Annotated in this window: 9 protein-coding genes and 2 pseudogenes; 5 read left to right on the forward strand and 6 right to left on the reverse strand. The window is 48.5% G+C overall.

Annotation, left to right across the window (positions count from 1 at the left end; all coding sequences use genetic code 11):
• Window positions 1–185: 185 nt before the first annotated feature.
• Window positions 186–1,934 (forward strand): GH39 family glycosyl hydrolase, encoded by a 1,749-nt coding sequence (locus LGZ99_RS08575; protein WP_262979025.1) that lies wholly within the window; start codon window positions 186–188, stop codon window positions 1,932–1,934.
• A 284-nt stretch (window positions 1,935–2,218) separates the two neighbouring features.
• On the opposite strand, the gene LGZ99_RS08580 is transcribed toward LGZ99_RS08575, so the two are convergent.
• The 6 genes and pseudogenes from LGZ99_RS08580 to LGZ99_RS08600 all read right to left on the reverse strand — a co-directional run.
• The gene (locus LGZ99_RS08580) at window positions 2,219–5,233 is read right to left on the reverse strand and encodes a PfaD family polyunsaturated fatty acid/polyketide biosynthesis protein (RefSeq protein WP_036837841.1); all 3,015 of its coding nucleotides are present in this window, start codon (window positions 5,231–5,233) and stop codon (window positions 2,219–2,221) included.
• A gap of 16 nt (window positions 5,234–5,249) precedes the next feature.
• Complete coding sequence (locus LGZ99_RS08585) at window positions 5,250–9,473, reverse strand: hotdog fold thioesterase (RefSeq protein WP_262979026.1); 4,224 nt, start codon at window positions 9,471–9,473, stop codon at window positions 5,250–5,252.
• 92 nt (window positions 9,474–9,565) lie between these two features.
• The gene (locus LGZ99_RS08590) at window positions 9,566–16,222 is read right to left on the reverse strand and encodes a type I polyketide synthase (RefSeq protein WP_262979027.1); all 6,657 of its coding nucleotides are present in this window, start codon (window positions 16,220–16,222) and stop codon (window positions 9,566–9,568) included.
• Between the two features lie 149 nt (window positions 16,223–16,371).
• On the reverse strand, window positions 16,372–16,560 hold the full coding sequence (locus LGZ99_RS24805) for a MerR family transcriptional regulator (RefSeq protein WP_390894007.1): 189 nt from the start codon (window positions 16,558–16,560) through the stop codon (window positions 16,372–16,374).
• Window positions 16,469–16,699, reverse strand: a complete 231-nt coding sequence (locus LGZ99_RS08595; protein ID WP_152552716.1) for a hypothetical protein — start codon at window positions 16,697–16,699, stop codon at window positions 16,469–16,471. Before LGZ99_RS08595 ends, LGZ99_RS24805 begins: the two co-directional genes overlap by 92 nt.
• A 742-nt stretch (window positions 16,700–17,441) precedes the next feature.
• A pseudogene (locus LGZ99_RS08600) lies at window positions 17,442–17,561 on the reverse strand (hypothetical protein); the annotation flags it as partial.
• Between LGZ99_RS08600 and LGZ99_RS08605 the strand changes: the two are divergent.
• From LGZ99_RS08605 to hpaC, 4 genes and pseudogenes are all read left to right on the forward strand, one after another.
• Window positions 17,533–17,739: pseudogene (locus LGZ99_RS08605) on the forward strand (SDR family oxidoreductase); the annotation flags it as partial. The pseudogenes LGZ99_RS08600 and LGZ99_RS08605 sit on opposite strands and share 29 nt — an antisense overlap.
• A 221-nt stretch (window positions 17,740–17,960) precedes the next feature.
• Window positions 17,961–20,828 carry an RHS repeat protein gene (locus LGZ99_RS08610; protein WP_262979028.1) on the forward strand — a complete coding sequence of 956 codons (2,868 nt, stop codon included), beginning with the start codon at window positions 17,961–17,963 and terminating at the stop codon, window positions 20,826–20,828.
• A gap of 322 nt (window positions 20,829–21,150) precedes the next feature.
• Window positions 21,151–22,713 (forward strand): 4-hydroxyphenylacetate 3-monooxygenase, oxygenase component, encoded by a 1,563-nt coding sequence (gene hpaB, locus LGZ99_RS08615; RefSeq protein WP_036837853.1) that lies wholly within the window; start codon window positions 21,151–21,153, stop codon window positions 22,711–22,713.
• A 21-nt stretch (window positions 22,714–22,734) separates the two neighbouring features.
• A complete protein-coding gene (hpaC, locus tag LGZ99_RS08620) occupies window positions 22,735–23,253 on the forward strand; it encodes a 4-hydroxyphenylacetate 3-monooxygenase, reductase component (protein WP_021324242.1) in 519 nt (172 codons plus the stop codon).
• The last annotated feature ends 157 nt before the right edge of the window (window positions 23,254–23,410 follow it).

Genomic DNA, 23,410 nt, shown 5'->3' on the forward strand with positions numbered 1-23,410 from the left:
TGCAAGAGATTTTTTTAATCCATTAGGCTCTGGAATGAGCCTTTTTTAATAATGAATGGTTGTTATAAATGTATTTAATTCAGAACCCATACAATGTCTATTATTGGCGATTTTCGTATTTTTTTATATTCAATTGTTTTTTTGATTTATAGAATGTAATTTATTAATGAATATAGAGGTTTTTTATGACTAAAATTTTTTCATTCAATAAAAATCATCGAGATTTATCGGCTGGGCATCACTCATTGCTTAAAGAGGTTAATGGTTTGAATGGTGTACCTAAATCTCTGGCACCTGGCTTCCCTGATTTAGATGATCAATTTAATCAGATGGGAATTACACATATCCGGATTCATGATGGTTTTGGTATTGGCGATATGGATAACTATTTCCAGGTGGATAGGTTAAGTGATCAGAGTCAAATGATTGTTAATGTCCCAGAAGAAAATAAACCCGCGGCTAAAAAACTATTTACTAATATTTCAAATGTCAGAAGTATTTTTCCCTATGCTGCTGCCGGGATGAGAAATCATGATATTAGTCTTGCATTAAAAGAGGCTAATTATAAAATGACTGACGCTTATTTGCGCGATATTATGAATAATCAAGCAGAGCTGAATCCCTGTAATATTCAGCGACAAATAATGTTTCGTATTGGGCGTTCCGGTGAGGGCGGTTATGAAATACCACAAGATTTTGATATTTATGCAATATTAGTGGGCACCTTGGTGAATCGCTATGCTTTAAACTATGCCAGAATCGGCTTGCCGAGAAAAATAACTTACTGGCAAGTTTGGAATGAACCTGATTTACTTTATTTCTGGAATAGTGATGATCCTCAAAAGTATTATGAATTGTATGAAAAAATTGCAAGAATAATTAAAGCTGTTGATCCTTCGGTTAAAGTAGGTGGCGCAGGTATTGCGTTTGTTAATAGTAAACTTGAAGATTACGTTGATGGATTCTTACGATATTGTAAAGATAATGATGTGCCGTTAGATTTTTTTTCCTGGCATGGATACGTTATAACCGGAGACCCACAAAACATTATTGACGTGGGGAATGCGGTTCAACAAAGTTTGAAGGATTATGGTTTTATTAATGCAGAAAGTTTCTGTACTGAGTGGAATTCCAGCGCTATTGGGACGAAAAATACATATACAAAAGTGCAGAGCCCTAAAAATGCGGCATATATTGCTTCCACGTTTATTTATATGCAATATACCAAAGCCGATAGAGCTTATTATTATCGAGGTGATGGCCTATCTTTTGGTTTGTTTAATAATCAAATTAGTCCTAAAAATCCAAGCATTAAAAATTTCTGTACCTATTCAGCTCAATCCTTCTATCTGTTTTCCAGAATGTTTGAAACACCTTATATCTTAAGTGGTAATAAGGATTTTTCAACAGGATTAACTGTTTTGGTTACCGAGAATGCAGAAGGTAATAAAATTAATATCTTAGCTGCAAATTATAAAGTTGATAAGAATTTTGCAGATGGTAATTCGGCGCCTGATTATTTATATCAACAATATTATTTGGATACTAGCCGAACACTTAATCAATTAACCGATACCTGGAGCAAGAATAAATGGTTTGGTGGCATTGATCCGACAATAATTCATTCAGATAATGCGGTAGTACAACATGATCCTGTTCAGAAACTTCCGGATGATAATTTGTTGAGAGCTAAAAGTCGTGATTATACGAATAGTGACCAAGGACTTACCGTGGTGATTAATCATATAGGTTATAAAAAATTTAAAGTTAAAGCGTACCGTATTCAAGAAGGCGGAGAATTGGAACAAATTTCACCACCAGAGGTGACCAACCAAATTAATGTTTCTATATTTAATAATAAGCTAACGCTGGTAGATAAAGGAGCAACTCCTTCAACGGTAACATTATATTCATTAGAGTTCAGTTATCATTAGTTTGATATTTTAATAATGAGAGGTAGATTCACATAATAAGCTACCGTCTTGATTGTCAAGTTTTGATAGCATAGTTTTCATCATATGATTGCTGCATTAATCAGCTGGATTGGCATATTAATAACAAGGCAAGTTACTGCTGCCTGGATAAATAATATGCCAAAACGCTCGTCCAGCTTAGTGTATATCCTCCGCAGTCACCAGATAGCCGATATCCAGCAGCACCTCGACAACCGCCGAACCAAAACCGCCTGCCGCATCCGTGATGACGGCAATTTATCGACTCATGTATCAATCCCTTCTTTGAACGTCGTGTCGATAATCTTGCGGGCGTTAACCATGGCATCGAAGATGCGTTCTTCGAAGAAGCGCACATCATCCTGTGACATCAACAAGTTAGAATAGATACGCGACAACGGTGAGAACTGGATGCCATAGTGTTTAGCCGTCTCGCGGATGATGTCGCCGCAGAACTTTACCTTATCTCTGTAACCCAGGGATTGCTCGACCGGCTCCTGCTGAGAGTGGTACACCAACGCGGTTGGCATACCCTGAATCACCAGAGGTAGATCAACCGCTTCAGCCGCCTTGACGAAAACATTGGCGAGTTGACGAGTCATGCCGGCCATGCGGTCGTAACAACCCAGATCACGCTCAATCAGTGAAAAGGTTGCCTTGATAGCCGCCAGCCCCAGCGGATAACCGTTGAAAGTACCGGTATGAATTACTTTGCCACGGGTATACAGGTCCATGATGTCGCGACGGCCAGCAATGGCGGAAATCGGCATTACACCACCGCCCAACGCCTTGCCGAAGGTCGCCAGGTACGGAGTGACGCCCAGCAGTTGCTGCGCACCGCCGAGGCCCAGGCGCACACCAGTGATAACTTCATCGAAAATCAGCACAATATTGTATTTTTCACACAGCGCCTTGGCCTTCTCCAGATAGCCTTCACGCGGAAAAATGCCGCCACCGTTGATGCAGATGGGCTCCATCAGCACAGCAGCGATTTTGTTGTGATAGCGTTCAATAGTCGTCGCGAGCACATCAATGTCATTCCACGGCAGCATAAAAGACTGACCAGCAATCGAACCGCTCTCTTGTCCCCAAATATCGGGCAAATCGCCCTGAAACTGCTCCGACGCCGGATAGTGAAGATCCTGCGCATTACACCATCCCACCATGTTATCGGCATTGCCATGGTAATGGCCGTGGAAACGAATAAAGCGATTTTTGCCGGTAAAGCCGCGTGCTAAACGTAACGCGTTCTGTACTGCCTCGGTCCCACTCAAGCAGAAGCGGACCATCTCGGCACAGGGGATGTGCTTCACCATAGTTTCACACACTTCCACTTCCAGATCGCAGGTATCCACCGACGTGACCTTGCCCATGTACTGAATTAGCGACTCGTTGTAGGTTTCATTGTGATGACCAACAAACAGTGCGCCGAACTTACAGAATAGATCGAGGTGTTCATTACCATCCAGGTCCCAGACGCGCGAGTTGCGCCCACGGTTGAACGGGATCACCAGTGACCGTTCAGGATCGCCGACGTTGTAATGAGTGCCGCCAGGCAACAGATCCCAGCACTTTTTATAAAACTCCGTTGAGCTTTTCCATGACAGTTTTGTGACTGCGTCTATAGATTGCTTACTTTCCGCCTGTGTTTGTGGTGTCGAATTGCCGTTAGCATGATCCACACCTTTGGATAAGTTAAACGGCGCATACCGCTTAACCGGTTCCGGAAGCGTGACATGCATAAGCTCAAGCAGTGCAATGCGGGTCAGGTAGGCGGTGCCACTCATCAGCAGGTGGGCAAGTTCCGCCACCTTGCGCTGCGCCACATCTTCCAGTGGCGTGCCCTGTAGCCACTCGTTCATCGCCCCCATCGCCGAACCGCACCAGATTTGATAATCCATATGGCGCGTCGCTTCACCGTTTATCGCCCAATGAGATGACTGGCCGAGATACCACTGAAACAGCAGCGCCATTTTTTTCTTTGGCTGCTGCTCTGCCTTTTCAATCACCGCAGACAGGTTACAACGTTGGAAATAAGCCACCGTCTCCTGCCAGATTTCAGCCAGCGGCTTATGGAAGATCTGCTTTTCCAACTGGGCCACGTCCTGAGCCGGGAGCTCGTCCAGGCTGTCGTACTGCTTATACAGCGCGTAGAGTTTCTGGGCGCGTACCGCATACATACTGCCCAGTTTCAGCACCTGCACTTTAGCACCCAACTCAAACATATCTGCCGACGGCGCCATCGCCACATCACCTATCTGCGCCTTGCCTAACATCTGTTTTACTGCCTCAGAAGTACCGGCCTCCACGCAAGCCTGGTTTATTGAGCCGGTCACTACATACGCCGCGCCGAGGGCAAAAGCAGACAGAATGGCGTGAGGGGTTCCCAAGCCGCCTGCTGCGCCAATCCGCACCCGGAAACGGTGGCCGGACTCGTGCTCAATGTCGTCGCGTAGCTGCACTACGGAGCGAAAGGTGCAGGACAGCACCCCTTGATCAGTGTGGCCGCCGGAATCTCCTTCCACGGTAATGTCATCCGCCATCGGCACCTGACGCGCCAACGCTGCCTGCTCTGCGGTAATTACCCCCTCAGCCAGCAGTTTTTCCAAGATATTTTCCGGTGCTGGACGCAAAAAACACTCGGCAACCTCACGCCGTGATACCTTAGCAATAATGCGGTTTTGGCGCAGGATACTGCCATCTTGTTGCCGCTTCAGCCCACAAGTGCGGTAGTACACCAATGCCATGCTCAGTTTGATATAGGCCGAGGCTTCAACCACCCTGACCTGGTGTTCCATGCACAACCGCACACAGGCCATTTCCCACTCCGGGTTGCCGGGGTTGTGTAGCAGGTTGACACCAAATGGCCCGTTGGGCAGGTGCTGGCGCAGCGTAGTAATCGCCTCGGCAATGCGCGGAATGCTCAACCCGCCAGCACCTAAAATGCCGAGGATACCGTGCTGACCCAGGGCGATCACCATCTCTTCCGAATGAATGCCATTTGCCATCGCCCCGGCGTAATAGGCCAGATGTACGCCATAATCCTGGCAGAAACTGTTATCCCCCAGATCGGCTGCCGTCACCGCCGGTAACATACCGAGCACAACCGCCTTGCCGGAGGGAAGTGGTTCATTGGCCGGTAACAGCGCCACCCCATCACCCAATTGCACCACTTGCAGGGCGTGCTCAAGATCATACAAACTGGCGGAACCCGCCGTCAGCGGCAGCGCAGATGCTGGGTATCGGCTACCGGATTGGTTAACAGATAAACGATGACTCATTTTCATGCTCCCTGTGTCAACAGCGCCGCAGAGGCAGGCGCCGGGTAAAGCCTGTACCCAAGTTATCACACAGGCCAATGATGTTGCCGCGATAGATGATTTCAGCGATAAAGATCAGCGAGATAGCCGTCAAGGTAGTGCTATCATCCTGGTACTGAGCATCGATCGATTTACAGGTCAGGCGATAACGCAACACGTCACGTTCGCACTTCACTTCACTGCGGAATTTGGCACTGCACTGAAGGTTGTACAGCGTGTGGGAGACCAAATCGCTTTGCGAGTTCAGCCCAAGATAATATAGGTAGAACTTTACCAACTGTTCGCAGCCCTCAACCAATAACGTGCCCGGCATGACCGGATCGTTTTTAAAATGCACTTTGAATACCCAGTGTTCGGGATCAATATCCATCTCACCGATCACCTCCCCTAGGCCAAAAGCCCCGCCGGATAAGTCAACATTCAGTACCCGACTGAGCATACGTGAATGTGGAGCAGAAAATTTGACGGTACCTTCATGGGCATACTGCGGACCAAAACAGGCGGCAATGTCCCCTTGCATCAGGGCACTGATATGCTGTTCGTCAAAGCGTTGACGCAGGCAACGCAGCGGCGGCGTGAAGGGTTGGGCCAGTTTTGCTGTGGCAAAATACGGCGCGGTATCTATCTGCCTGACTTTGGCGATCTCGCGCATGGTGAAGAAGCCGGAGTTACCTGCCTGTTTTAACACCAGTCGCTCACCGACGTAGCAGGAGTATTCATAGGTAATCAAGACCATCCCTCCAGCGCGCACACAGGAGTTGATATCGACCCGGCCACGCAGCACCTCACCCACCTTTGGCATCTCACTGTACACCGTGGTTTGACTGTCTACCGCGCGATAGCCCAATAGCCCTTTGAACAGGTGGTCGCAGCCGATGACAGTGAAGGCCACTATCAGCGCGTGGGAGGATTCTAGGACGATAAAAGTCGGAGCCTTGCCGTCCACCACATACCAGGCATCAACAGGAATGTCGTATTCCCACTCAATGTAGCAAGGCTCAAGCTGATCCTTAACCGCTGACAGCGCGGTAATACGCGAGACAAACAGGTACGGCGGGGACGGCATACGAGTGCGTACCGGATAACAGTCCACCTTGGCATACTCTGCCCCCAGCACATTTGCGACTAAACCGTCAGTCAGCTCAATAATCTGACTCTCATCGAATAGCGGCGTACTAGCAGCTGCGGAGGAGTGATCACTGAGGATGTGATTGAGCAACTGATAATAGGACTGCTCAAGGCGCAGATACTGTAGTTGGGTTTGTGCATTGCGCACCAGGTACTTGAGCGCAGTAGCCGCAGGAGTCACCTGGGTGTCAGGGTTCGTCGCGATGTTCACCGCCCCCGAGAAATATGCCAGATTGGTCTCGTTGATGATGAAATCAGCCAGCGTTTTCTCCCTGGCGGTATAGACCGTGACTTTAAACTCCCCCGCAGCCAGTGCCGTGGCTTTTGCAGGCCGGGCACGCGGCCCAACCTGCGGTTCGCGCAGGATCATATGACTGTAGGCGCGGTCGATGCCGATATGGTTGATTGCTGCACGCCGCAACCCCTGTGCCGGTTGCGGCCAGAACTGTGTTTGTTTTGGCAGAGAAAAATGATCTCCGGCGCTGTATGTCAACTGAGTGGATTGTGCATAATCGGGCAACGCCGGCAGATAGCGCTGGGTAAGTTGCAACGCCGCTTTGATAATTCCCAGTAAGCCATTGGCCGCCGACAGATGACCATAGTGCGCCTTCAGTGTACCGAGGGTCAGCGGCGCCTGGCGCTGTGGCGAAGCATACACCCGGCCCAATGCGGCCAGCTCGGTAGTCATCTCATCAGGCCGCCCGCCAGCGTAAATCTCAAGGTAGTCTATCTGTTCCGCGGTGCAGCCTGCTGCCGCCAGCCCCTGCGTCATCGCCATAACCATCTCCTCTTCATCGGCGTTGAACGCCAGTTGGCGATCCGCCGCATGACCGATCGCCAAGCCTTCAACCACCGCATAAATGGGAATGGCCTCGCGCACAGCATCCTGCTCGCGCCGCAACACCACGACACCGCCACCATCACCCACCGCCTGATTCGCCTGGCACGATTGATGGTCCCACAAGACGTTTTCTACCCCGCCGGCAAAACTACAGCTGGCAACAATCACGGCATCAACCTGTTGGCGGGCAAGCATGAACTGTGCCAGTTCAAAGGCTTTAAACGGCGCACTCTCTTCACTGTACAACGAGAATACCGGGCCATTCAGGTGCAGGTGAGCGGCAAGTCGGCTCGCCACCACATTACCAATTCCACCGGTAATACCCTCCGGGTACGGGGTCGGGCACAAGCTATCCTTCAGGATGGTTTGTAACGCCTGCACATCGGTGTCAGGCAGTTCGATGCCGTGACTGCACAGACTCTGCGCCAATTGCCAGCTGATTTCATTGCGTGCCTGACTACGTAAGCAGCCATAGTCCACTCCTCCGGCTACAATCACGGCAATGTTGCGTTTACTGCCGTCCAACACATAACCCGCATCAATGAAGGCACGCTCGGCCACCGGCAATAAAAATAGATGGGAAAGCAGATATGGGCCGATCACGTTCGGCGGCAGCTTGAAATGTTTGCAATCGAACTCAAATTTCTCAATGTAGGAACCTAGCGGTGGTTGCTCTACCCCGCGCATCGCCAACACATCGGCACGCTGTTCAATGCCCATCCAGCGCGTTGGCGGCAGCGTATACAAATGCTGTGTCCCTTGTTGCACCGTCTGATCCAGGGTATCGGTATCCTCCGTCTGCGCCAAGTGTACGCCAATACCCACCAGCGCCAGAGGTTCGATCACCAGCGGACTCCAGGATTTGCTTTGCGCGGCACGCAACCGTGGATGATCCTCACTGATCACCATATGGGCATTGACACCGCCGAAGCCGAATGCATTAATTCCGGCACGCTTTGGCCGGCCATTAGCAGGCCACGGCTGGGTTCTACGAACCACGTGTTCCAGACCAAGCTGACCAGCTGGCGTGGTCACCAGTTGCTGCACACCAAGGGTCGCAGGAATCAGATCGTGCTGCATGGACAGGATTACCTTTAACAAGCTGCCCATACCAGACGCCGTCAGCATGTGACCATTGTTGGCCTTGTTAGCCCCCAGTAGTGGCCTCTTTTTCGCACAATAAAAGAAAGCTTCGACCGTCGCCAATTCGATTTGATCACCTACCGGGGTGCCGGTGGCATGGCATTCGAGATAATCTATCTCGAGGCTGCTGTTGTGGTAGGCGCGCTCCAGCGTCAACCGCTGTCCGTTGACGTCCGGCACCAGAATATGTTTAACCCCAGCGTCGTTGGATAAACCGATCGATTCAATTACGCCATAAATTTTGTCATTATCACGAATAGCATCGGCATAACGTTTGATCGCCACAATGCCGGCTCCCTCACCCGCTTTCAACCCTTCGGAGGTGCGTTCAAAAGGCACCGAGGCGCCACGGTCCGGGAAGGCCCGCAGGATATTAAACCCTTGGTTAATATAGATATGATCGGCATGGCAAACAGCGCCGACCAGCATCATCTCTGCTTTGCCGCAAGCAAGGTAATCCGCGGCCATTTTTATTGCGTAAAGCGCCGATGAACAAGCGGCATCCAGAGCATAACTCGGCCCCTGCAAGCCCAATGCCTGGGCGGCAATGGTGGCATTATGCCCACCCGTTATCAGGTTAAGATCTGAATACGCCTCTTCCGGCCAGAATTGATCGAAGCTGAAATCTGGCCGTCCAATTAATTGCTGGACATATGGTGTTAATAAACGATGGTAAAACGGACTCATCAAACGCTTGCCACTATGCGTCGGCATACCTATATTACCAATTAACAACCCCGTCTTTTTTAACACGGCCTGTTTATCACGGTATCCACTATCATTCAGCGCTTCTGCCGCTGTATAAATCGTCCATTTAAACAAATTGTCCAAAGTAAGTATTTCGTTCTCAGGCAGTGCATAACCTTTCGCGTCAAAGTGAAAATCGCGAACGTGTCCATTTCGGTTATAGCTTATTTTATCAACTGTGCCTGAAACCGGATGATAATAAAATGCAGGATCGACACCGACTTCCTTAGCAGATAACGGGGTTGTACTATCATTTTTCAGGCAAAGGTTCGCCCAGTACTTTTCAATAGTATCTGCCTCAGGAAACAGACAGCCCAACCCCACAATCGCAATATTTTCCATGACAGAGTAACTCCTAAGCATGACAAGATTCTCCTGAGCGCTACGACTGCGCCCAGGTACATATCAAACTGATTTTGTTTTATCCGGAAAGATTACCTTGTGTTTTTTTCCACCTGTTTCGAGTCGGCTTGGGTGAATAATTCTCTCAACGCGGCCGAGACAGTAAATTTGATATTATGCAAACGACCGTAAATATTCCCCATTGAGTCATGCAAGGTAATATCAACAACCAGCGCCAAGGCGGTTTTGGTATTAATTCGCATAGCAGCATAGAATTCTTCACCAAATGCCAAGGTAGCATATTGTTCAATTTTCCCAATTGCGCATGGCAGGCCTGCTTTATCCAAACGCTGCATCAGCCAGAATAAAGGCAGTTGCAAAGCGACATCATAAATAAACAGATTGAAGGAATTAACCGGGAATTGTCCCTGTAATTCAGGCGCTATGTCATCCAGTCGGCATTTCAATATCAGGTCTTGATCATCAATATGGATAACCTGACGTATTCCCTGAAATATGTTGCCGTGGAACAACATTCTGCCTTGGCGCATATCGCCATACAAAGGGTGCGCCAGGGTAATCTGAGTGTGCAAATCGGTATGCAGTTCTTCGCAGGCCGCTGTCCGGCGTTGAGTGGTGAGGAATAGCGTGGCCTGATAGTGTTCAACCGTGCCTTTTCCCTGCTGACTGGTGATGGAAATATCTACCGCCAGCCGCTCATCCCCACGCACATAGCCGCAGTTGGGCGTCAACACTGCGGAGTAGTCGCCAGGCTGGGTACCATCAAACACAATCCCCTTCAATACGCTGAAATCCATCACGTCCTGAAGCTGGTAGCCCGGAAAACGCTCTTCACAAATGCGCGTCATCCAGCTAATAGCGGCAGTGGCCGGCAATACCGGGTTGTCGCAGATGACATAGTGGCGCAGGAACGGATTGGCTTCCAGCGTCAACAAACGCTTAACTTGCTCCTCATCCGGCAGCGATTTCACCTGACGCGTGGCTTTGTAGTTTTCACCACCAACAATTACCTGCTTAGATTCAGTATCAGTAAATTCCTGTATGAAATAACGGGTTCCGACGTTACCGGGAATGATCACCATGTTGCGGGCACTATAGGTACGTTTTAATGTGTCGTTGACCATGCCTCCGTCCCACGGCCCCCAGTTGATGGCACGGACGACCAGACGGCTGTCGCCCTTCAATGGTAAGTAAGCAAATTTACTCAGGGTTTCATTGGCCATCGCATAATCGACTTGCCCGGCATTGCCAAAATAACCGACAACGGATGAGAACAGCATTACATGGCGCAGGCTGGCAATATCCACGACTTGGCACAGGTTTTCCAACCCTTTGACCTTAACATCAAACACCGAGCGTAAATCATCCAGCGTTTTCTTCTCAATACGCTTGTCCGCCAAGTTGCCGGCACCGTGAATAATACCCGTCACGGGTCCAAATGCCTGCTGTGCCGCGGCAACCGCCGCCGAAACCTGCTGTATATCGGTAATATCACAGTGCAGGTAACAGGCATCTCCCCCAGCCTGCCTGATCTCTTGCAAGGTTTGGTTAATCTCATCGGCATATAATATCCCGCTCAACATGGCATCAATTTTCACCGGCGTTGGCTGGACTTGCTGGGATTGCAGATAAGCGATCGCCGCCGCCTTGCGCTCATTGAGCGTGGTGGTACCCTGTGCCCATGTCGGCAAAGGCGCGCCCAAATCGGTTCTTCCCAGCAGGACAAAGCGTGCCTGGCTGAGTTTCGCCATCTCGATGATACATTGGGCCGTGATGCCACGTCCCCCGCCGGTCACCACAAAAACGTCCTCACGGCTGACCTGGAGTGGTGTATCAACGGGTTCCTTCGCTGCAAGCGCTAGCGTCATGCGCTCACCATTCACACCGCGGCCAACTTCGGTCAGATCGGTACAACTATCCTGCAACTCTTCAATCAGGGTCAGGGCAACGTCACGCGGTTTCACTTGGGCGTCGATGTCGAGAGTACGGCAGAATACGTTTTTCCACTCAATGTTCAATGACTTGGTCAACCCGCTGACCCCACTTGCAACGACTTCAGCCAGCCCATTGTCATCCGATGTGGACAACGCGCCGTCCCCACGGCCTACGATAAAGAAGTAGCCCGCATGATTTTCATTTCGGTTCAGGCTGCCCTGCAAACGCTTAGCCAGCAGGAACGTGGTTTCAACCGAGAGATAACCCTGCGCGCTGAACACCTTAGCTAGCGTTTTCACACTCTGCCGTGGCGTCTGAAGGTAGATCACGCCATCGATCGGCCCCTGCTCCTGTTCAATTTCACTGATTGCCGCATCCAATGTGGCTTCATCAGCGCAGTTCAGCACGTAGTGGCCGGCGGTTTTGACATGCTTTTCATTTTTTGCCATTCCCGCACCCAGAGTTAGTACCGCCACCCGCTGGCCCTGTTGTTTCAGCTGGTTAACCACTTCATCGACAACTGTTTTACCCTCGTCCACCACCAGCCAGAGGCGCGATGAGGCAAACGCCAGCGGGTAACAGTCTGGAGTCGGTAACGATCGTAACATTACCGTATAACGTGCAACCCGAGGTTCAACCGGTGTAACCTCTTCGGCAGGAATAGGCTGAACCGCAGGTGTAACACTCAGTTGCGGTTCAGCCAAAGACTTTTTTGCGCTGGCGGCCTTTGACACAGAGGCGGTTGAGGTAACAAAGCCCAGCGTGCGCAGCGGTGTTTCTGCCCTCACATCTTCTGACGCTCTCAGGCTGTGAAGGGCCTGGCCGCTATCCTGTCCACGGGCATTGTTTTCAATAAAGGAATCCTTTGGCGATGCTGCTTCCACCGGCGCATAGCCCGAATTTTTACGATGGATATCGGCGATAATCTCATCGTTCATTTGTTTAAAGAACGCAGAGATCTTGCTGATATTGCTCAATACTTCGATATCGAAGGTTTCCAGATATTTGTTCTTCAACGCATCATGATAAATGCCGGTGTCTGCGGAAAAAGCATCAAACATCGCGCCGAAAATTTCCAGACGTTTGATCGAATCAATGCCGAGATCGGCCTCAAGATCCATTTCCACATCGATCATATCCTGCGGGTAACCGGTTCTGTCGCTGACGATGGCAACCAGTTTGCCAATGATTTTCGCCTCAGTAATTTGCTCAAAATGTTTGATTTGTTTTTCCAGTTCCGGGTCGCTCACGCTGGATTTAATCGATGTAACCGGCTGGCTCACTATCGGCTCAGAAGTGGCGACTGGCACGGTCTGGCGCGGCGCGGCAATTTCTCCCATCGTTGGGGCCTGCGCGGTGACAGGGGCTGCCTTAGGCGCCACGACGGCAACTACCGGCTGCATGGCCTGCCCCGACTGGAATAAGCTCTGCTGAGTGGCAAAATATCGCTCATGGTTGGCGTGATACAGCTCCAGGTTTTTATCCAACAACTGCACACTTTGACCCAGGCTAGACAACATGGCCGGCAAGTTCTGGTGATCCTGGAACTTCTCCAACAGGGTATATTGCTTGTTCAACAGTAATCCCAGCAGTTGGATATACTCTTTCTGGTTGGTTTGGAACTGTTCATGCAGCTGGCTCATGACCTGTTGCGCCTGCAACAACTCATCCAAATTGCTCTTACCCACGTTCTCATTCAATTGATTATTCTGTCCCATAGCGTTGCCTCGCTTCTGAATTGCAACCGACGTGCTTTGTTGAATAAATGGAGCAGGACCCTTTAGCGATCCCGTCTTTACCCCCGGCGCCGGCCTGGAGATCGCTGGTGCTGCCTCAGGCGCACGGTTGGTGATGAACTGTTCCACCACAGCGGTGTCGCCGTCACGCATCGCGCGCTCACGCCGTTCCTGATTCTTATCTGACATGAAAAAACCGCCACTGAGCTTGAAAGTCAGACGATTGTTTTTTTCCTCCGATGGCGGTTGTACACGTGCATACCGGTCCAGAGCATTTAACCTGACTCCCTCTGCCAGTAATCTGGCCTGGGCTCGCGCCAGTTGTAACCTCTCCTCGCCTTTATTACTGGTACTGACCGAGATGATGCTGTGCTCTCTGCCATTGAGGATGTCCGCGACCAGCTTACTCAACACCCCTTTTGGCCCAATTTCGACAAACAGGCGGCCACCATGCTGATAGAGGGTTTCGATCGTTTCACGGAAACGCACTGGCATGACCAACTGTTCCGCTAGCAGGCTGGCAATATCCGCAGGCGACTTGCCGTAAGGCGCCGCCGTCGCGCTTGAGAACAATGAGCACTGAGGTGGCTGGAAGTTGATTTGCGCCAAATGGTCGCGAAATGGTGCATAAGCTGACTGGATAAATTCGGTATGGAACGCGGCCGACACGGGTAAAATGCGGCAGTGAATCTGGCTGGCCTTCAGTTCATCATGCAGCTGATGGATTAATCTTGTGGCACCGGCCAGCACCACCTGCGAGGCAGAGTTATCGTTGGCGACGGTAATCCCCGGATAGAGCTTGAGCACATCTTCACGTTGTTTTGGTGTTAGAGACGCCGCCAGCATTGCCCCGGCATCTGAGTCTGCACCCTGGTCAGCGGCGGCAAACGCCGCAGCCGTTCCCCGAGCCAGTGACACACGGTAAAAATCAGCATCAGACAGCACGCCAGCCGCCCATAAAGCGGTAACTTCACCATAGCTGTGACCAGCAACAAAATCTGGGTTAAAACCATTCTCTTTCAAAATCGCAAAATAGCCGGCGCTGATAGCCCCCAATGCCGGTTGAGCATTGGCCGTATTAGTCAGGAGCTCGTTTTGTTGCTGCCGTTCAGCATCGGAAAATACCGGGGTGGGATAAATCACGTGCGACAATCCCTGACCACGCTCGTTGGCCGCCAGCACATCCAAAGCCTCCAGCGCCTGGCGCATTTCAGGGTAATCATTGGCAATGTCACGGCCCATATTGACATACTGCGATCCCTGTCCAGGGAACAACGCCACCACTTTCCCATCCAAGTTTTTGGCCGCAGGCTGGTAGTAAATTCCCAGTGGGTGTTCCCAGCCACTTTCACTCTTTTGCTTCAACTGTTTCACTGCCGCCGCCATTATCTCCGCCGCCTGTGCGCCAGATGTAGCAACAAACAATAGACGTGCTTGATGAGGTTGCAACCCGTTAAGATCCTGATGTGCAAGATGCTCGCGTAACGCCTGCCCGGCAGACGACGCGCTGCCAAAACGCGCCAGCGCCACCTCACACTTAGCCAGCAGTTGCTCAGGGTTCTCACCGCTGAACAACAACGTGACTACCTGTCCATTCAAACGATAAGCGCCACGCGGCTCTCGTTCATACTCCTCCAAGATCGCATGGAAATTTGTTCCTCCAAAACCAAAAGCACTGAGGGCAGCGCGGCGTGGCGCAGCGTTGAGAGGCCGTAACCATGGGCGAGGCTCATTGTTGACATAGAATGGCCCGTTATCCCCGGACAGCATTTCGCCAGGCTGAGTGACGTTGATCGTGGGAGGTAACACTTTGTGATGCAGGGCAAGCGTCGCTTTGATCATTGATGCTGCTCCCGCCGCACTGCGGGTATGACCAATCTGTGACTTAATGCTGCCTATAGCCACCGATTTCGCCGCCACCCTGTGCTCATCGAAGACCATGCGCAAGCTTTTCAGCTCTGTATTGTCACCGGTGGCCGTCCCGGTGCCATGCGCCTCGACCAGTTGAATGTCCGCTGGAGTGAGGCCGGCACGGGCATAAGCACGCTTGAGTGCTTTTACCTGGCCTTCATAACGGGGGGCAAAAATGCTTTTCGCTTTACCATCACTGGATGCCTCAAGCGATTTGATCACCGCATAGATATTATCACCATCCAACTCGGCGTCTTCCAGACGTTTCAGCACCAGCATGCCAACACCATCTCCAAGCATGATGCCATCGGAGTCACGATCGAAAGGGCGCGACAAGTTGCTTTTCGACAGTGCCGGGGTTTTGCTGAAACACACGAAAGAGAACGCTGAATTCTCCAGGTTGACGCCCCCTGTCAGCACAGCATCACAGCTGCCTGAATTGAGTTCACCGATAGCAGCTTTGATCGCCGCCAGGCTGCTCGCACAGGCGGCATCCACCATGTAGGACGTCCCACCAAGGTCAAAATAGCTGGCGATACGGCCACAGGCCACATTACCGAGGAAACCGGGTAAACAATCCTCATTCCATTCAAGGCATGAATCATGCACCCGGTCGATCACTTCGTCCACAACCGCCTCCGGCAAGCCGGACTTGATCATGATTTTACGCAGGTACGGGGTTTGCTGACGGCCCGCCAGCGAGAATAAGGTATTGCCGTTACCGCCGCCGCCCAGAATAACGCCGATGCGATCGCGGTTCACTCGCTTGTTTTCTTGACCAATTAATCCCGCATCCTGCATTGCCTGTTTAGCCACGTACAATGAAAATAATTGGACGGTGCTAATTGAATCGACAATGGCCGGTGGAATTTTAAATTCCACCGGGTCAAAATCAATAGCAGGAACAAAACCGGCTTTATGACCATACGTTTTATCCGCAGCCGACGCATCTGGATCATAAAAATCCTCTTTGCTCCAATATTCTACCTCTGACACGGTGGTAATATCGGTCAAAGAATCTCTTTTAGCCATGATGTTTTCCCAGAACTCATGCAGGTTTGAGGCATCAGGGAAATGGCTGGCCATGCCGATAATAGCAATATCACCCTGGCCTTTCTTACCACGCATTAAATATGTCTCAGACATATACTCCTCACGCTTTAGGTGAAGTAATCCCATGCGCAACACACCAATAAATTGTGCTATGCAAAGTGAACTCACCGCTGTTGTTTACACCAAAATGATCTTTCCATGATCGTTTAATGACTCATCAAAAATTATTTACTGCAATATTGTTATATTTCCTGCGATAACAGTTGAGTTTTTCCCATACCTAATGACCTTGATTTTTTTATAAGGATATTATTACTGAGATTATTCTTATCTTCGCGTTCATATTTTCTGACAGTTTGCATCACACCATAAAAAATAATTTCCGCTGAGACAGAAATAATCACCACCAGTAAATAGAATGCCAGAAAAATGCCAATGAAAGGTGGCCTCCTGCCATGTGGTGAGGAAAAAATAAATACCACCAATAGGTACAGTGTCAATAATGCTACGAATCACAGTATTAAAAAAAACCAATCTAGATAACCGATTAACCCTAGAAATGACGGTCATGATACTCTCTTAACTTACTAATAGATATACCCCACCTTTCGTAATGGTGTGTGTAAGTTATATTGCTCTATTTCGTATTTTTCACAGCAATAAAACTGACTTTAATTTTTATAGATAACTGGTATACATCGGTTTAACTTAACTTTCAAATCTCAGTGAAAATTGGCTTATATTAAAAGATAAAGACAATATAATCCTTTTAAATCAACCAAATACAAAAACAACAAAACATTAATAAATAATTGTATGTATTAACAATGGTAAAAAAATGAAAGATAAGACCACAAAAACCATAAAAAAAACAAAAAATAAAATTTTATATCAAATTAAATTAAAATTTAAAAAATACAATAAAATAGATATTAAAGCTGCAATAATTACGTGAGGTAGATTGGGTTTTAATAAAAAATCCATCAAAAACCTTTACATAAAATGATACAAGGTGCGATAGTTAGGAATATTTTTACCTTATCGATTAATTTAATTTTTTATATTTTCGGAAGTAAACTTTATTGCAAAGATATTAAAACCACATATAAATCATATAATGGGATTCTACGCCAGGACCGCCGATTTTTTCCGTCACTCAAATTCTAGTCCCGCCACAAGCGTATCTTGGTTGATTTACAGCGAATTCTCCGTCCTCGTCCTTCACATGCGTGACTATTTTCACCTGTAGAAGAATTCCGAACGCAGCCCATTCAAAGGCGTACTAATTCGCAGGCGCTCAACTAAGTCAGGATTGGCGATAATATTCAGCCGTCATTGGCGTGGGAATATCGCCGGGTTCAATACTGCGTAAGCGGGTGAGTGGTGCCATAAAAATACGATTTCGAGTACATGCAGTTCGCCCCGGATTTATTTATACCGATATGCATACCGATGGCGGTGAGCCAAACCGGGTTGAACGGGTGAAAAATTCTCTCCCGATGAAACGTGGCGGACGGCCTGAGGAAGTCGCACAAGCTATAGCCTGGTTATTATCGGATGAAGCCTCATACGTGACCGGGAATTTTATTGACCTGGCCGGAGGGAAATAAAGCTACAAATTAGAAAGGAAACCAGAGAATGAAAGACGATCCACATTTTCAATTACCCCCAAGTTAATATCTAGAGTCTACTATTAATTAGTTGGACTGGCATATCAATACTCAGGCTGATTACCGCTATCTGGATAAATAATATGCCAAAACGCGCATCCAGCTTAATGGAGATAAAACTGCAATTACAGAGATTCTCAAATATAACAAAGAGGTAAATCATGAAAAACATTGACTCAACACTTTACCAACGCACACCCACCGTCAACGTCTACGATAACCGTGGCCTGACTATCCGTAACATCAACTTTCACCGTACCGTTGCAGGAGGTGATACGGATACCCGCATTACCCGTCATCAATATGATGCTCGCGGATATCTGAGCAAAAATATTGACCCACGTTTGTATGATGCTAACTCGGAAAAACCTAATTTTACCTGGCAATACAATCTGACCGGCAATATCCTACGAACAGAGAGTGTCGATGCAGGCCGTACTGTTACCCTCAACGATATCGAAGGCCGTCAGGTATTGATTGTAACGGCAACCGGTGTCACACAGACCCGGCAATATGAAGCAGCTACGCTACCCGGTCGCCTGTTGTCTGTAAGTGAGCAGGCACCAGAAGAAGAAACACCCCGCATCACTGAGCACCTTATTTGGGCCGGCAATACACAAGCAGAAAGAGACCATAACCTTGCCGGTCAGTGTGTACGCCACTATGACACAGCCGGGCTGAATCAACTGGAAAGCCTGTCATTGACCGAAAACATCTTATCTCAATCCCGTCAGTTACTGGCCGATGAGCAAGAGGCAAACTGGGCAGGAAACGATGAAACCCTCTGGCAGACAAAACTGAACAGCGAAACTTACACGACCCAAAGCACTTTCGATGCTACCAGCGCTTTACTGACTCAAACTGATGCAAAAGGCAACAGACAGCGTCTGGCCTATGACGTGGCCGGGCAATTAAAAGGGAGCTGGCTGACAGTGAAAAACCAAAGTGAACAAATCATTATTAAATCCCTGACCTATTCCGCCGCAGGACAAAAGTTACGCGAAGAACACGGTAATGGCGTTATCACTGAATACAGCTATGAACCTGAAACTCTGCGACTGATCGGCGTCACCACCCGCCGCCAGTCAGATAATAAGGTGTTACAAGATTTACGCTATGAACATGATCCCGTGGGGAACATTATCCGTGTCCGTAATGATGCTGAAGCCACTCGATTCTGGCGCAATCAGAAAGTCGTGCCGGAGAATACCTACACCTACGATTCCCTGTATCAGCTTATCAGTGCAACAGGACGAGAGATGGCCAACATCGGCCAGCAAAGCAACCAGTTTCCTTCTCCAATCCCTCTTCCTACTGATGACAGCACGTATACCAACTATACCCGCACTTATGATTACGACCGTGGTGGCAATCTGGTTCAAATTCGGCACAGTTCACCCGCTACCCAAAATGACTACACCACGAATATCACAGTCTCGAATTGCAGTAACCACGCAGTGCTGAATTCACTGACTACTGATCCGACACAGGTAGATACATTATTCGATGCTGGCGGCCATCAGAAAAAACTACTACCGGGACAAGATCTGAGCTGGAACGCACGGGGGGAACTGCAACAGGTAACACCGGTAAGCCGTGAAAATGCCAGTGACCGGGAATGGTATCGCTACGGTAACGACGGCATGCGACAGTTAAAGGTCAATGAACAGCAGACCGGTAACAGCACACAGCAACAACGAGTGACTTATCTCCCCGGATTAGAACTGCGTACAACGCAAAATGGCAAAACTACATTAGAAGATTTGCATGTTATTACAGTAGGTGCAGCCGGTCACGCACAGGTACGGATACTGCATTGGGAAACTACCCCACCAACCGGTATCAGTAATAATCAGTTCCGTTACAGCTATGATAATTTGATTGGTTCCAGTCAGCTTGAGCTGGATAGCGAGGGACAAATTATCAGTCAGGAAGAGTATTATCCATTTGGCGGTACAGCGCTGTGGGCGGCGAGAAACCAAACAGAAGCCAGCTATAAAACCCTTCGTTACTCAGGCAAAGAGCGGGATGCAACTGGACTCTACTACTACGGCTATCGCTATTACCAGCCATGGGTAGGCAGGTGGTTAAGCGCTGATCCGGCGGGAACCGTGGATGGTCTGAATCTGTACCGGATGGTGAGAAATAATCCAATTACTTTATATGATAATGATGGTTTGGCGCCTCCACGAGTGAGACCCCGTCATCCTGATTCAGAGGGGGAATCAGAAAGCGAAGATAGTAGCATTGGTTATCGTGCATTAAGATCTGATGAGCAACCCTCTATACATGGCCTTCGTTCTCCAACAGGAGCAAATCCAAAGATTTCTGCTTATGCTCATGTCAGAGCAGGGACAAAAGCAAAAGTCAAATCCAGTTGGATTTCCTATAGCCGCTCTTTGAAAGTTGCAGCAAGTTGGGCAGCCGTAAGTGGTAGCGGTAGAGTTGTTAAGTTCCGAATAAAGAAAAGTAACCGATCTTTTGATCTAACAAATAAAAGCGATCAGATAAGAATGCTTCAGGAACAAGCTACTTCATCTCACAGTGAAATAAATCTTGATCCTAATAAACACCCAGCAATTAACTTTGCTAAAGGATCTCAGGAGGGACTTGTTTACGAAAAAGTTAATAAATCACAAATTATCGCTGAATACCAGGCTGAAAAAATCACAGAATCTGAATATTCTGAATATAAGGGTTTGAAAGAAAAAAGTACTCCTGATGATGCGTGGAAGTTAATAAAATCGCGGACAACGGTTAAAAAAACGATTGAGGGAGTGAAAGTTAAAACCACACCAGAGCCCGTATTGATAACAGAAACTTACAATGAGAATAGTTTTTTAAATCAAGCCAGAGGAGAATGGGATGAATTACAGAAAAAAGCATCACCGTTATTAATAGGACATTTAGAAAGTGAAGGATTATCACCATACGAAATGGGTTATATTTCAAATAAATCTGAATATAAGAAATATCGTGAAGATGTTCGTAATAGTATTGCTAAATATAGAAGCAACCTACGTAACTAAATAATATAAAAGCTTTTGAGTCTGAACATAATCCCGTTCAATTACTCTCATCTCACTAATGGTGACCGTCCAAACGGTCACCAAACTCGATAATAAATAGATGCACCTTAGCCACAAAAACATCGCCTGGATCACACTTTAGTCACAAATCGCCATTTTCCAACGAAAAGTACCAGCGAACCTTCCAAAAATCTATTCAAGAAAAACCGTTCTGAGGCTTCAATTAAGAAACACAAAACAAACATTAAATTAACATTTCCGTGCCAATATTGATTATATTTATATCAAGACCGGCGCTTTTTATTCAGACTGTGAGGTAGACATGAAACCAGAAGATTTCCGCGCCGATAAAAAACGCCCGTTTACCGGTGAAGAGTACCTGAAAAGCCTTCAGGATGGCCGAGAAATTTATATTTATGGTGAGCGCGTAAAAGATGTCACCACACATCCCGCGTTCCGCAATTCTGCTGCCTCAGTCGGTCAATTGTACGATGCCCTGCACGCGCCTGAAACCCATGATGCTTTATGCTGGAATACCGATACCGGCAATGGCGGGTATACTCACAAATTCTTCCGCTTTGCCACTTGCGCTGACGATCTGCGCCAACAGCGTGACGCTATCGCCGAGTGGTCACGTCAGACCTATGGCTGGATGGGCCGTTCACCTGACTATAAAGCGGCATTCGGCAGTGTGTTAGGCGCATTCCCTGAATATTATGGTCAATTCGCTGATAACGCCCGTCATTGGTATAAAAAGATTCAGGAAACGGGGGTTTATTTTAACCATGCAATCGTTAATCCCCCCATTGATCGCCATAAACCCGCCGATCAAACCCGTGATGTTTTTATCCAACTGGAAAAAGAGACGGATGCAGGTATTATCGTCAGCGGCGCAAAAGTGGTCGCGACCAACTCGGCTCTGACCCACTATAACTTTATCGGTTTTGGTTCCGCGCAAGTCATGGGAGATAACCCTGATTTCGCCCTGATGTTTGTCGCCCCAATGGATGCCGATGGGGTAAAACTGATTTCCCGCGCGTCTTATGAACTGGTAGCTGGTGCGACAGGTTCCCCGTTCGATTATCCTTTATCCAGCCGCTTTGATGAAAACGATGCGATTCTGGTGATGGATAAGGTCCTTATCCCTTGGGAAAATGTGCTGATTTACCGTGATTTTGACCGCGCACGTAACTGGGCGGTTAAGGGCGGTTTCGCCAGCCTGTTCCCACTACAGGCTTGCGTGCGTCTGGCGGTGAAACTGGATTTTATTACCGCCCTGCTGCAAAAGAGCCTGGAGTGTACCGGCGTGATAGAATTCCGCGGTGTTCAGGCAGATCTGGGTGAAGTGGTTGCCTGGCGTAACCTGTTCTGGTCGCTGAGTGATGCTATGTGGGCAGAAGCCAAGCCGTGGCAAGGCGGTGCTTATATGCCGGATACTCAGGCAATACAAACTTACCGCGTGATGGCCCCAACCGCTTATACGAAAATTAAAAATATTATTGAAAAAAACGTTACCAGCGGCCTGATTTATCTGCCATCCAGCGTCCGTGATATGCATAACCCAGAAATTAATAAATATCTGGAGCGATATGTTCGTGGTTCCAACGGTATAGATCACGTTGAACGAATCAAAGTGTTAAAACTGATGTGGGATGCCATTGGCAGTGAATTCGGTGGTCGCCATGAGTTATACGAAATCAACTACGCCGGCAGCCAGGATGAAATTCGTCTGCAATGTCTGCGCCATGCCCACGGTTCCGGCAATATGAAGAAAATGATGGATATGGTTGATCGCTGCCTTTCTGATTATGATCAGAACGGTTGGCTCAGACCACACTTATACAACAATAACGATATTAACCAGTTAGATACGCTGCTGAAATAATCGGTAGCAGGAGGCCAATTTATGTCTGTAGAAAATGAACATCGCCTGCGTTTCAGAGATGCGATGGCAAGCCTGTCAGCAGCGGTGAATATCGTCACCACCGATGGTCCTGCCGGATGCTGTGGTATTACTGCCACTGCGGTATGCTCGATCACCGATACGCCACCCACGCTGATGGTATGTCTTAATCGCAATAGTACTATGAACGTGGTTTTTCAGGAAAATGGCCGCCTGTGTGTCAACATCTTAAACCATGAGCAAGAATTGATGGCACGCCACTTTGCTGGTATGACCGGAGTCAGTATGGAGGAACGCTTTCGCTGGAATATCTGGCAAAAAGGTCCGCTGGGCCAACCTGTGTTGACCGGTACCCTCGCCAGCCTTGAAGGTGACATTGAGCAGGTTCAGGAAGTCGGCTCTCATAATGTGTATCTGGTTCACATCAGGCATATTACTGTGAGCGAACAAGGCCATGGCCTGATCTACTTCAAGCGTAATTTCCGTCCGGTTATGCTGGAAACTGTTGCTGCCGCAGTTTAACAACTTACTGATTAGGCTCTAAGCTGTTCCTCCAATATTCAGGCCCGAAACGGCCTGAATAGCCCTCTTTGTTTGCTTTATTCAGTTAACAATTCAACCAAATCCTCTTCCTAACCTTTTTTAATATTCGCATTATGAATATGCTTCAAAATTCTAT

Origin of the sequence: Photorhabdus temperata, assembly GCF_025384845.1 — a bacterium.
Classification (GTDB): Bacteria; Pseudomonadota; Gammaproteobacteria; order Enterobacterales; family Enterobacteriaceae; genus Photorhabdus; species Photorhabdus temperata.

Bases quoted from the DNA above. Each gene is read 5' to 3' on its own strand.
- hpaC (WP_021324242.1), top strand. From the start codon at position 22,735: ATGTCTGTAGAAAATGAACATCGCCTGCGTTTCAGAGATGCGATGGCA.
- LGZ99_RS08580 (WP_036837841.1), bottom strand. From the start codon at position 5,233: ATGAGTCATCGTTTATCTGTTAACCAATCCGGTAGCCGATACCCAGCA.
- LGZ99_RS08575 (WP_262979025.1), top strand. From the start codon at position 186: ATGACTAAAATTTTTTCATTCAATAAAAATCATCGAGATTTATCGGCT.
- LGZ99_RS08590 (WP_262979027.1), bottom strand. From the start codon at position 16,222: ATGTCTGAGACATATTTAATGCGTGGTAAGAAAGGCCAGGGTGATATT.
- LGZ99_RS08595 (WP_152552716.1), bottom strand. From the start codon at position 16,699: ATGACCGTCATTTCTAGGGTTAATCGGTTATCTAGATTGGTTTTTTTT.
- LGZ99_RS08610 (WP_262979028.1), top strand. From the start codon at position 17,961: ATGAAAAACATTGACTCAACACTTTACCAACGCACACCCACCGTCAAC.
- hpaB (WP_036837853.1), top strand. From the start codon at position 21,151: ATGAAACCAGAAGATTTCCGCGCCGATAAAAAACGCCCGTTTACCGGT.
- LGZ99_RS08585 (WP_262979026.1), bottom strand. From the start codon at position 9,473: ATGGAAAATATTGCGATTGTGGGGTTGGGCTGTCTGTTTCCTGAGGCA.